9 protein-coding genes and 1 tRNA gene are annotated in these 12514 nt (G+C 43.1%); all 10 read left to right on the top strand.

Features of this window, described 5'->3' with window-relative positions:
- Positions 1 to 67: 67 nt before the first annotated feature.
- The 10 genes from AB6811_RS06075 to galK all read left to right on the top strand — a co-directional run bounded on the left by AB6811_RS06075 (position 68) and on the right by galK (position 12496).
- On the top strand, positions 68 to 586 hold the full coding sequence (locus tag AB6811_RS06075) for a SiaB family protein kinase (protein ID WP_369489549.1): 519 nt from the start codon (positions 68 to 70) through the stop codon (positions 584 to 586).
- A gap of 5 nt (positions 587 to 591) precedes the next feature.
- The gene (locus AB6811_RS06070) at positions 592 to 1002 is read left to right on the top strand and encodes a DUF1987 domain-containing protein (protein WP_369489548.1); all 411 of its coding nucleotides are present in this window, start codon (positions 592 to 594) and stop codon (positions 1000 to 1002) included.
- Positions 1003 to 1012: 10 nt separating this feature from the next.
- Positions 1013 to 1414 (top strand): DUF1987 domain-containing protein, encoded by a 402-nt coding sequence (locus AB6811_RS06065; protein WP_369489547.1) that lies wholly within the window; start codon positions 1013 to 1015, stop codon positions 1412 to 1414.
- Between the two features lie 217 nt (positions 1415 to 1631).
- On the top strand, positions 1632 to 3326 hold the full coding sequence (locus tag AB6811_RS06060; protein ID WP_369489546.1) for a glutamine--tRNA ligase/YqeY domain fusion protein: 1695 nt from the start codon (positions 1632 to 1634) through the stop codon (positions 3324 to 3326).
- 99 nt (positions 3327 to 3425) lie between these two features.
- Positions 3426 to 3501: transfer RNA gene (locus AB6811_RS06055), tRNA-Gln, on the top strand.
- A 90-nt stretch (positions 3502 to 3591) separates the two neighbouring features.
- On the top strand, positions 3592 to 4698 hold the full coding sequence (locus AB6811_RS06050; RefSeq protein WP_369489545.1) for a helix-turn-helix domain-containing protein: 1107 nt from the start codon (positions 3592 to 3594) through the stop codon (positions 4696 to 4698).
- A 160-nt stretch (positions 4699 to 4858) separates the two neighbouring features.
- Positions 4859 to 6181, top strand: coding sequence for an Omp85 family outer membrane protein (gene omp85 / locus AB6811_RS06045; protein WP_369489544.1), 1323 nt, complete (start codon positions 4859 to 4861; stop codon positions 6179 to 6181).
- Between the two features lie 24 nt (positions 6182 to 6205).
- Positions 6206 to 9364 carry a glycoside hydrolase family 2 TIM barrel-domain containing protein gene (locus AB6811_RS06040; RefSeq protein WP_369489543.1) on the top strand — a complete coding sequence of 1053 codons (3159 nt, stop codon included), beginning with the start codon at positions 6206 to 6208 and terminating at the stop codon, positions 9362 to 9364.
- A gap of 23 nt (positions 9365 to 9387) precedes the next feature.
- A complete protein-coding gene (locus AB6811_RS06035; protein ID WP_369489542.1) occupies positions 9388 to 11340 on the top strand; it encodes a glycoside hydrolase family 97 protein in 1953 nt (650 codons plus the stop codon).
- Between the two features lie 4 nt (positions 11341 to 11344).
- Entirely contained in the window at positions 11345 to 12496 is a 1152-nt protein-coding gene (gene galK, locus AB6811_RS06030) for a galactokinase (RefSeq protein ID WP_369489541.1), read from the top strand.
- Positions 12497 to 12514: the final 18 nt, after the last annotated feature.

Genomic DNA, 12514 nt, shown 5'->3' with positions numbered 1-12514 from the left:
TCGGCTAATTAGTGAAACTTTGCGTTAAATATTGTAGTAATTAATTATACAAACACCTCAAACTATCGTGGAAAAAGGCGAAGTTTTAATAAATCATTACGGTCCACTCTCCTATGAGGAGATAGGTTTTTTGCTCAACAAGATGACATCGTTGCTGGAGCGGTACAACTTTGGAATTACCATTCGCAAAAAGGTTTACTCGGCAATGGTCGAGAGCCTGGAAAACATTTATAAGCATCAGGATGTTATTAAGGGGAGCAATAACTATCAACCAAAATTTTCGCTAGTACTGGAAAAAGACAAGGTAGACTTAACCTGCTCAAACTCATTACTAAAAGTAAAAATTGGACCGTTAAAAGAACGTTTGGAAAAAGTTAATCAACTCGATAAAGCTGGCTTAAAGGAGTTTTACAAGGAGGTTATCCTCAGTGGAAATGTCACCCAGAAAGGTGGTGCTGGTCTGGGCATTATTAATATCGCCAAGGTTACTGAAAACAAGCTGGAGTTTACTTTTGACGATATTGATGAACAGTACACATACTTTACTCTGAGAATTAAGGTGTCGCTTCAAAACCAAAACAACTAGTGACCATGGAACCATTATACATAGAGCCCAGCGAGTTTACACCCCGCGTGTTTTTCGATCCGGAAAATTCGGTTTTCGAGATCTCAGGTTTTTCAAGGCCCGAAAATACCGTTGGATTCTACAAGCCACTCATCAAATGGCTGGAAGACTACGAGGATAATGTTTTGGCAAAAAACACTAACTTTAACAAAAGCAACCTTGTACTGAATCTTAAACTTACCTACTTCAACTCAGCCTCATCAAAATTCCTTATGGATATACTTATGGTTTTCATGAAGTTTCACTCCAAAGGCAATGCCGTTGAAATTAACTGGTACTACGATGAGGATGACGACGAAATTTTTGAGTCAGGCGAGGAAATTTCAGAGATGATTAATTTCCCATTCAACTTTATTCCTATCACACCTAACTCGTAAATTGATTAGAATGAACCCATTAGTTTTACAGGCTAGCAACACAACACCATATATAGATTTTAACCCAAGCGAGAATAGACTGACCATTTCAGGCTACTCACGCCCTGAGAATGTTAGAGACTTTTATATGCCCGTTTTGGATTGGTTGGAATCGTTTAGCAACGAGCTAAAGAGCAAGATGTTAAAGGAAGCACAAATCCAACCCATTGAATTTCAGTTTAAGCTGGTTTACTTTAACTCATCATCCGCAAAATTCCTATACGACATTATCATCATACTTAACCAGATACAAAAAGCTAAGGTACCGTTAAACATCAACTGGTATTACGACAAGGATGATTCCGAACTTCGTGAGGCCGGTGAGGATTTATCGGAACTGGCTCAGGTTCCATTCAACTTCGTTACCTACTAGTAATTCAACATTTCCATAATTGCCAAGATACTGAATTGGAACTGTATCCAATTCCATTCAACTTTTTTGGTGAACTTTCATGAAACCTGTTATAAATCAACACCTTTAGCGGGTTTGCTGAAGGAAAGTGAAATACCCTTTAAAAAAAGTGTGCTTTAAAAAATCTATTTGTTAACAAAATTCTATTTTTGTTGGTTCTGATAAAACACTAAAAGCAATGACCGAACACGAATTAACCCTAGGGGACAGCGGCGAAAGGCCAAAAAATTTTTTAGAGGAGATTATTGAGGAAGATATTCGAACAGGCAAACATGGAGGCCGAGTGCTTACCCGTTTCCCGCCCGAACCTAACGGATATCTGCACATTGGTCATGCAAAATCGATATGCCTTAACTTTGGTTTGGCTCAAAAGTACGGTGGCAAAACCAACCTGCGTTTCGACGATACCAATCCTGTAAAGGAGGACGTAGAGTATGTAAACTCCATAAAGGAGGATATACGTTGGCTTGGTTTTGAATGGGCAAATGAGTTTTACGCCTCCGACTACTTTGAGCAGCTATACGAGTGGGCCGAGCTGCTAATCAAAAAGGGGTTAGCCTACGTTGATGACCAGTCGCAGGAAGAGATACGCATAAACCGTGGTACTGTAACCCAACCCGGAAAGGAAAGTCCTTGGCGCAACCGATCGGTTGAGGAGAACCTCGACCTTTTCCGCCGCATGCGCGCCGGTGAGTTTAAGGATGGCGAAAAGGTGCTACGCGCTAAAATTGACATGGCGCACCCCAATATGCTACTACGCGACCCCATTATGTACCGCATTATACATGCTGAGCATCACCGAACTGGCGACAAGTGGTGCATTTACCCCATGTACGATTACGCACATGGCCAATCCGATTCCATTGAGCAAATTACTCACTCCATTTGTACGCTAGAGTTCGATGTGCATCGCCCCCTATACGATTGGTTTATTGAGAAGCTGGAGATTTTCCCATCCAAGCAGTACGAGTTTGCCCGCCTAAACCTTTCCTATACAGTTATGAGCAAGCGTAAGCTTTTACAGCTGGTACAGGAAAAGGTAGTAATGGGCTGGGACGATCCCCGTATGCCTACCATTTGCGGTTTACGTCGCAGGGGTTATACCCCAGAAGCTATACGTTACTTTGCCGATAAGGTGGGTGTGGCCAAACGCGATAACGTAATCGATTTATCGTTACTGGAATTTTGTATCCGCGAGGATTTGAACAAGCGTGCTGAGCGCCGCATGGCTGTTCTTAACCCCCTTAAGGTGGTTATTACCAACTACCCCGAAGGGCAGGTTGAAGAGCTTGAAGCCGTCAATAACCCCGAGGACGAAACAGCTGGTAAGCGCCTTATACCATTTAGCCGTGAAATATACATTGAGCGCGACGACTTCATGGAGAACCCACCCAAGAAGTTTTTCCGTCTGGCTCCCGGACAGGAAGTACGCTTGCGCTATGCCTACTTCATAAAGTGCGAGGAGGTAATTAAGGATTCCCAAGGCAATGTTGTTGAGTTACGTTGCACCTACGACCCAGCCTCACGCGGCGGCAATTCGCCCGATGGACGTAAGGTTCAGGGCACAATACATTGGGTTTCCATTCCGCATGCCGTAAAAGCCGAAATCAGGCTATTCGATAGGCTATTCTCCAAACCCGACCCCGACGATGTTCCCGAAGGGCAGGATTGGAAATCGTCACTTAACCCCGAATCGCTTACCGTTATTGAAGGATACCTTGAACCATCGTTGCTGGATGTAAAGCCACTCGATAAGTTCCAGTTTGAGCGCTTGGGCTACTTTTGTGTAGATTACGATTCAAACCCTAATCGTTTGGTTTTCAACAGAACAGTAACACTTAAAGATACCTGGGCAAAAATAGCCGGCAAGTAGCCGGCTATTGCTCCACAAAAAAGCCACTTGCCAAAAAAATGTAAAAAATTTTGCAAATCAACTCTTAAAAACATTATCTTTGCAGCGTTATAAGTGCATTGTCCTGTGGTGTAATTGGCAACACGTCTGACTCTGGATCAGAAGAGTCCAGGTTCGACCCCTGGCAGGACAACCAGAAACCGCTCAGCTGAGCGGTTTTTTTATTTCATAAATATGTTTTTCCATTTTTCCCTAGTTTTCATTACATTTATCCAAAAATATTGGCATGAATAACGTATTGCCTATTTATCACATAGGTCTTATTCAGGCATGGTTTGCCGCACTGTTGGTTTACCGTAAGCCAAACAAGGGGGCTGCCGATAAATTGCTTGTAATTTGGTTAATTGTTATAGGTATTGAAATGCTTTACTCCCTGCTTAATGCAAAATACCTAACATGGCTCCCCGATCTGATCATTATTCCGTTAAGCTACGGGCCTTTTCTTTTCTTTTACACCAAGCTCTTAACATCAAAAAAAACTGTAACCATCAGGAATATCCACAGGCACCTAATCCCTGTATATCTCTTTATATTGATTGCTGTTTTTTGGGGCAAGCCCATTGATATTAACTCGGTAAATTTTTTTAGTAAGGGGCCAATAACCTGGTTGGCGATTCTAAACTTCACACTTTTCCTGTTAGTAATTGTTTATTACTGGCGCGCCTCGCTTAAGCTGATTCGCAAACACAACCATACCCTCGGCGATCATTTCTCGTATCGATCTGAAACCATCATGCTTAACTGGCTAAAAACTACAGCCATTTGGATTCTATCAGGCTTTTTTGCATCGGGGATAACCTTTATAATCTTTTCGACCCAAAACATTTTCCCTTTCAATCCCATTGAACTTTTTCATCTGGGCTTGCTGGTTTTTACCTTTTCAATAAGTTACTACGGCATACATCAACCCGTATTGTATCAGCACCAAAAGCCCAAACAGCTCCAGGTTAGCGACGAGGCTCAAGAAAAAAAGTCGCAAAAGTTTGGCGATTTGCTTTACGAGCACATGGTTAAAAACAAACCATACCTAAACAATGAGTTAACCATTCAGGATTTAGCTGACCAGCTAAAGGTAAGCACCCAGGAAATATCGAACTACCTGAACAAGGAGCTTGGGGTAAACTTTTTCAACTACATCAACAGTTTTAGGATTGAGGAGGCCAAGCAGAGGTTAACTAATCCGGCCTTCGATTACGAAACACTTCTGGGAATTGCATACGATTCGGGTTTCAACTCAAAAACATCATTCAACACCCTTTTCAAGAAGGAAACCGGCATGACCCCATCAGAATACAAAAAGGCGTTCAGGAGTTCAACTAAAAAAAGTACTTAACGGACAACGGCTCTTGTTACTAATTTCATATTACTGTATATCAAATACTTAATACTGCAAATCTACCTTAAAATTGTTCAAACTTTTTATTTGAACGACCAGTTTACTACACTTTTCTAAATAGCTAACCAAAACCTAAACCAAAAACCAAATTAAAGCTATGAGAAAAGTTATTTCTGCATTACTGGTATGTGTAGTTGCAACATCGTTGTTTGCACAGGAAAATCAAGAAAAAAAAGCCAAAGAAGAAGTAAAAACCGGTTGGACAGTTGGCGTTTTACCGGCATTAGGCTATGACTCAAACCTTGGGCTGCTGTACGGAGCAATTGTAAACTCGTTCGACTTTGGCGACGGCTCCAGGTATCCCGACTTCAACCACAACCTTTACCTTCAGCTATCGGCCTATACAAAGGGTAGCATGGATGCCATTGCCTACTTCGATTCCTACACACTTATTCCAAACAAACACTTTATTGGTCGCCTAAGCTTTAACCGTAACAGGACATACCCTTTCTACGGTTTTAACGGCACACAAACCGTTTACAACGCCGATTTTGAGAATATCGATGCCACCGGCGATTTCATTTCTCAAGTATTCTACAAATACGACCGTAAGCTTGCAAAAGCCGATTTCCTACTTGAGGACAGAATAGCCGACAGCAAATTTAAGTGGATTGCAGGTTTTGACCTTGGCTGGTACGATGTTGCAACAGTAGATATTGACCACCTAAACAAAGGGCGCGACGACGATGAGCTTATCCCTGATGTTCCCATTCTATACGATCAGCTTGTTAGCTGGGGAATCATCTCAGCCGACGAAAAAGATGGTGGATTTGATAATAGTGTTAAGTTTGGGCTGGTTTTTGATACCCGCGACCGCTTAACTAACCCGATGAAAGGGGTATGGACAGAACTACTTTTTAGGGCATCGCCCAAGTTCATTGGCAACAACGATAACTACGGACGAGTATCGTTAATCCATCGCCAATACCTAACGCTTGTAAAGGAAAAACTATCGTTTGCATATAGACTCTGGTACGAAGGGAACCTTGGCGAAGTGCCTTTTTACGCCCGTCAGCACCTAACCACCAGCAACTACTACGAAGGTTTTGGTGGCGCTCAAACCGTTAGGGGTGTTTTGATGAACAGGGTTGTTGGTCAGCACACGGCTATCGGTAATTTTGAGTTTCGTTGGAAGGCATACCGCTTCCATGCCATTGGGCAAAACTTTTACTTAGGCTTTAACCTTTTTGCCGATGCCGGCAAGGTATTGAAAGGTTACGATATGGACCTAACAAATGTTCCTGTTGCCCAACGCAACCAGCTATTTTCAAACAGCTATAAAGATTTATATACCACATTTGGTGCTGGCTTGAAAATCGTAATGAACGAAAACTTTGTTGTATCGGCCGATTATGGCATGGCCATGAACAAAAATTACGGTTCATCGGGATTGTACGTTTTGGTTGGTTATCTGTTCTAGATTCAATAGAAAAACTGCTAAATGATGATGCGAAAAGCACTTTTCATAATACTCTGCGTTTGCAGCACTATGCTGCAAGCGCAGAACTGGCAGGACCCAAAGGTTTTTGCCATAAACAGGCTGCCCTCACACACTCTACTGGTTCCATTTCCTGAAAAGCCAAGCAGTATTTCCTACATTTTCAATTCTGAGTTTGTGCAATCCCTGAATGGGGATTGGAAATTTATGCTGATAAACAATCCGTTGAATACTCCCGAAAACTTTTCAAATGTAGAATTTCCCGATAGCGAATGGAGCACCATTCCTGTTCCATCGAACTGGCAAGCCAAGGGGTATGGTACTCCAATTTACTCAAACCAAATACACCCATTCCCAGCTAATCCACCCTTTGTTCCAAACGAAGGAAACGAGACCGGGCTTTACCGCCACACCTTCCGGATCCCTGAGAATTGGAATGGAAGTAGGGTAATAATTCACTTTGCTGGGGTACAATCGGCAATTGACCTATGGATAAATGGCCATTACGTGGGCTACTCACAAGGAAGCATGACCCCCGCCGAGTTCGACATTACACCTTATATTACCGCTGGCCAGAATCTTTTGGCAGCAAGGGTAATCAACTGGTCCGATGGAAGTTACCTGGAAGATCAGGATTTCTGGCGATTAGGCGGAATTTTTCGCGATGTATTTGTTTACGCTCACCCTCAAAATGCACTCTGGGATATTGAGGTTAACACTTCATTCAGTAAAAGCTATACTGAGGCCATCCTTTCAGTTAGCGGGGTACTAACAAATACAACGAGCCAACTACCCAACATCAGCCTTTCACTTTTTGATAGTAATGGTATTGCAGTGTTTGAAAAAACGGTTCAACCCAAAATGAGCAGTGGGATAGCCACTTTTAAAGTTGATGAGATAGTGAAAAACCCACAGCTTTGGAGTGCCGAGACACCTAAACTTTATCAACTTATTGTTGAGATTGAGGGTAGATACTACCAGCAGCTGGTTGGGTTCAGGGATGTTAAAGTAGAAAACGGACAGCTACTAGTTAACGGACAACCAATAAAAATAAAGGGAGTAAACCGTCACGAGTTCGACCCCTACAACGCTCGTACGGTTTCGTATGAGCTCATGGAAAAGGATGTTGTCCTGATGAAACAGAATAACTTCAATGCAGTTCGTACAGCTCACTATCCGCATCACCCATATTTTTATGAGCTATGCGACAGGTATGGGCTCTACGTAATGGACGAGGCCAATGTTGAATCGCACTACCTATGGCAGTACCGTAATCAATCGCCAGTGCTTTACCCCGAATGGAAGGATGCTATTGTTGACCGGGGTGTTAGCATGGTAATGCGTGACCGCAACCATCCATCGGTAATAATATGGTCGCTAGGTAACGAGTCGGGCGACGGACCAAATATGGTTGCCATGGCCGATACCATCAGAAAAATTGATGCTGCAAAAAGGCCTATTCATTATGAAAGCAAAGCTCTTAAACGCCCCCTTAGCTTCGATGGTGTGGGTGCCTTTGAAAAGTTAAGGCGAATGTTATCGGCCTTACAATGGTCAAAAGCCCTTACAGAGTACGACTTTAATGCTGGTATGTACCCCACCCTGGATAGGCTGAAGGAGATGGCTAAACTCGACAAAAAGGAACGCCCTATACTTATATGTGAGTACTCGCACGCCATGGGCAACAGCAATGGCCATTTCAAGGAGTACTGGGACTTATTCGAGAGCCACCCACGAATGGTTGGGGGCTATATATGGGACTGGACTGACCAAGGTCTGATTAAACATACACCTAACGGCAAACCATTCTTCGCCTACGGAGGCGATTTTGGCGACAAACCCAACGATAAGGACTTTTGCCTGAACGGCGTTACTTTTCCCGACCGTTCACTTAAACCTGCCATGGCCGAAATTAAAAAGGTACAACAGTACATCAAATTTACAGGGATTGATTTTGAACGCAAAACCGTTAACCTTAAGAATACATATGCCTTCCTGAACCTAAAAAGCTTTAACCTAACATGGAGCATTTCTGAAGACGGCATTACCGTTCAAAAAGGGGAACTGCCGTTACCCGATGTTAAGCCAAATGGAGAGGGCTCAGTAACAATTCCATACATGCTCCCTCAAATCAACCCAGGCAAACGTTACCATCTTAACCTATCGGTTCAACTGGCAAACGATGAGCCATGGGCTAAAAAGGGCTTTGAGGTGGCAATATACCAATACGAAATGCCCTGGCTGGTTCAAAAACCCACCACTATTGCTGCCACTAGCGGTAATTTGAATGTAACCGAAAATGCAGATACGTGGACTGTTAGTGGCGAGGCTTTTAGCATTGAATTCGACAAAACTACCGGAACAATTTCACAATGGAAATCGAATGGCGAAATGGTTGCCCAGAACGGTCCAAGGGTTAACCTTTGGCGAGCCCCTACAAGTAACGATATTGGCACGGAATTCAACCCCGACCCTCGTTTCTGGTTCCACGGAAAACTTTGGCAAAAGTATGGGTTAGACAACTTGATTATTAAGAAATCGAAGGTTACAATTTCCAGAACCGGCAAGGGAGTTGTAGTGCTAACCCGCCAGACCCTTGAGGGTAATAAATCGAGATTTAATGCTGTGATTACCCATGTTATTAACCCTGACGGAGTTGTAGATATCAACTATAAATTGACCTGTAGCAAAAAATTCAACCTGCCCCGTGTTGGCCTTATGCTTGAGTTGCCTAAAGAGTTCTCGCAGGTTGAGTGGCTTGGCCGAGGGCCTCAGGAAAACTACCGCGACCGCAGCTACGCTGCACATTGGGGATTATACCGCAAAACCATTGATAGTATGGTTACCCCATACATAAAGCCTCAGGAAAACGGTAACCGCTACGATGTGGACAGAGTAAGCATATTAAACCCCAACGGTACAAGCGGGATTGAGGTAACCGGAAAATCGTTCTGCTTTAGCATACACCCCTACTCGTTAGAAACACTCACCAAGGCAACACATACACCCGACCTAGTTGAAAGTCCCGTCAACCATCTTTATATCGACCTGGCGCAAAATGCACTTGGTAGCGAAAGCTTCTTCTACAACTACCTGCAAGAATATGTTTTAAAGGGCAAGAAGTTTGAGTTTCAGGTAAGCCTCAAACCGGTTACCAAAAACTAGTTAAAATGCATAACTGCAACACAATGAAAAGAATATCAATACTAACAGCTCTGATATTTACTACAAAATTGATGTTTGGGCAAAGTTACACCTTAAAATCGCCCAATGGCATTTTAGTGGCAAATATCGATTTAAAGGATAGGTTAACCTACTCGCTATCCTGTAATGGCAATGCAATTGTTGAACCCTCGGGCATAGCAATGAGAACAAGTGCTTTTGCTGAGAGCGATTTTTTTGGGGAGCATACCGCAACATTCAATAGCAAAAACCAAGCTGTGAAATTACTTTGGGGAACTACAAAGGAGATTGATGAAAATTTCAACCAGCTAAAGCTGAATTATAGTAATGGCCTTTCGGTTGAGTTCCGTTGCTATAACGAGGGTTTTGCATGGCGTGTTGTTTCAGCTTTTGACAGGGAGGTTATAGTTTATAATGAAACAAGTGAATTCAACATTCCATACAGTTCAACTGTTTACTTCCCCGAGGTGAAGGGTTTCCTTACCCCATTTGAGGTTAATTACTTGCCAAAATCGATGCAAACCATAGCCGATGGCACTCTAGGTTTAACCCCCTTCATGTATAAAACACCAAGCGGCGAACTGGTTGTGATATCGGAATCGAATCTCTTCGAATATCCGGGCATGTTCATCCGCAAGGATGCAGGGAACTCAGTAAAAGCGGTATTCCCTCTTTATCCTAAGAAGGAAAAACAGGAATTGCCAGGCAGACTTCATCTGGTCAAGTGGCCTCAAATTTCAAGGATGGTGGTAAAGAAAACCGAAAACTATATTGCCAAAAGTAATGGTAATCGTTCATACCCCTGGCGTGTGGTAATGGTGGCACAAAACGATGCCGAAATTCTACAAAATAGTTTGGTTTACCTGTTGGCCGATGAGCCCAAAATGGACTTTGGTTGGGTAAAACCAGGTAAGGTGGTTTGGGACTGGTACCATAACTGGAACCTACAAGGCGTTGAATTTAAACCGGGGATAAATACCCAGACCTACAAGTATATGGTTGACTTTGCCGCCAATAACGGCATTGAGTACATCAATATTGACGATGGGTGGGCTAAGCTTTGGAATTTTAAAAAGGTTAACCCAAACCTAGACCTCAAGGAGATAATTGACTATGCCAACAGTAAGGGTGTTAAGGTATTTATTTGGGCAATGTGGAACACCATTGAAAAAGACTTTACGGCTAACCTCGACATGTTTAGCCAATTGGGAGTAGCGGGAATCAAGGTCGACTTTTTCGACCGCGCTGACCAGCGAATAGTTGATTTTGTGAATAAGTTAGCCGATGAATGTGCCAAGCGCAACCTTTTACTAAACCTACACGGTATGTATAAGCCTACTGGAATAAATCGCACTTTCCCAAACATTGTTAATATTGAGGGAGTGCTTGGGCTTGAGTACAACAAATTTTCCGACAAGTGCACACCGGTTCATAACCTCACCATTCCTTTCGTAAGGAACGTGGTTGGCCCCATGGATTACACACCCGGCTCAATGCGACATGTAACCCCTGAACAATTCGTAAAATCATGGGAGAACCCCCACTCCATGACTAACAGGGCCCAGCAAATGGCAATGTATATAGTTTACCACGGCGGGGTTCAAATGCTAGCCGACTCGCCAACGCTCTACCAAAAAGATAGCATTGCTCTGAACTTTTTATCAGGAGTTCCCGTTACATGGGAAAAAACCATTGCCCTTGAAGGCAAAGTTGGCGAAAGCATTGCAGTTGCCCGTAAACATGGCGATAAGTGGTATATTGGATGTATGACTGCAAACCATGAGCATGACTTTAACTTAAACCTCAACCTCCTCGATGACAGGGAGTATAAAATGACAATTATTGCTGAAGGTAATTCCGATGACGAATTAGTACTAAGCTCAAAACGTATTGGTAAAAACGATAAACAAAGCTTTAAGGTAAAACCCCGTAGTGGATTGGTAATAATTCTAGAGTAAACCAATGGTAGAAAGGATTGTTTCAACTTTTAAGGATCGTTTTGGCTCCGATCCCTTAGTTTTTAGAGCTCCCGGCAGGGTGAATCTGATAGGCGAACACACCGACTACAATAATGGTTTTGTGATGCCTGCGGCCATAAACCGTTACGCATACTTTGCCATAAAACCAAATGGACTTGGCTTATACAGGTTCCACGCTGCCGATTTTAGGCGCGATTACACAACCCCCGTTTACAAGATTGAGCCATCAAATACGCACTGGGCAAACTACCTTTTAGGAGTAATTGCCCAAATGGTAGCCGAGGGTAAAGATATCCCAGGTTTTGACTGTGTTTTTGGTGGCGATGTTCCAATTGGAGCGGGAATGTCATCGTCAGCAGCAATTGAGAGCGGATTGGCCTTTGCGCTGAACCATATCTATGGGCTTGGTTTTACGCGCATGCAACTTGCCCAAATAGCCCAAAGGGCTGAGCATGAGTATGCCGGGGTAAAATGCGGTATAATGGATCAGTTTGCATCGCTGCATGGCAAGCAAAACCATGTACTTCAGCTCGACTGCCGTAGCCTTGAGTTTGAGCCCTTTGAACTCAATATGGATAACCATTCCATCATTTTGGTTAATACCGGGGTAAAGCACTCGCTAGCTTCGTCGGAGTACAATAAACGGAGGCAGGAGTGCCAAGCCGGAGTCGATATCCTTAAAAAGTACAATAATTCAATACAATCGCTACGCGATGTAACAATCAATGATTTAAACAACCATAAAAGAGAGTTTAGCAGTAAGGTGTGGGAAAGATGTTTGTATGTGGTTGAGGAAAATCAACGCGTGGTTAATGCTGGTAGAGCACTAACCCAAAAGGACTTTGAATCGTTCGGAAAGTTAATGTACCAGTCGCATTACGGGCTCCGTGACATGTATGAGGTTAGCTGTCCAGAGCTTGACAAGCTCGTTGAGTTAACTGAAAAACTCGATTATGTGGTTGGCTCACGAATGATGGGAGGGGGTTTTGGGGGTTGCACAATAAATGTGGTTGAAAACTCCCATATTGATGAGTTTACAAAATGTGTAAAAGAAAACTACAAAACACCCGATGGTAAAATTCCTCAGATTATTACCTGTGTGATTAGTAACGGAGCAGAGCTTTTGGTATACTAAAGGTTAGGTTAGCTTTAC

This window comes from Tenuifilum sp. 4138str (assembly GCF_041102575.1).
GTDB classification, from domain to species: domain Bacteria; phylum Bacteroidota; class Bacteroidia; order Bacteroidales; family Tenuifilaceae; genus Tenuifilum; species Tenuifilum osseticum.
Note: the sequence above shows the minus strand (reverse complement) of the source record. Positions and strands in the feature narration are given on the sequence as shown.

Excerpts from the sequence above, each read along its gene's own strand:
- AB6811_RS06060 (WP_369489546.1), top strand. The coding sequence starts at position 1,632 with ATGACCGAACACGAATTAACCCTAGGGGACAGCGGCGAAAGGCCAAAA.
- AB6811_RS06070 (WP_369489548.1), top strand. The coding sequence starts at position 592 with ATGGAACCATTATACATAGAGCCCAGCGAGTTTACACCCCGCGTGTTT.
- AB6811_RS06050 (WP_369489545.1), top strand. The coding sequence starts at position 3,592 with ATGAATAACGTATTGCCTATTTATCACATAGGTCTTATTCAGGCATGG.
- galK (WP_369489541.1), top strand. The coding sequence starts at position 11,345 with ATGGTAGAAAGGATTGTTTCAACTTTTAAGGATCGTTTTGGCTCCGAT.
- AB6811_RS06035 (WP_369489542.1), top strand. The coding sequence starts at position 9,388 with ATGAAAAGAATATCAATACTAACAGCTCTGATATTTACTACAAAATTG.
- omp85 (WP_369489544.1), top strand. The coding sequence starts at position 4,859 with ATGAGAAAAGTTATTTCTGCATTACTGGTATGTGTAGTTGCAACATCG.
- AB6811_RS06040 (WP_369489543.1), top strand. The coding sequence starts at position 6,206 with ATGATGCGAAAAGCACTTTTCATAATACTCTGCGTTTGCAGCACTATG.
- AB6811_RS06065 (WP_369489547.1), top strand. The coding sequence starts at position 1,013 with ATGAACCCATTAGTTTTACAGGCTAGCAACACAACACCATATATAGAT.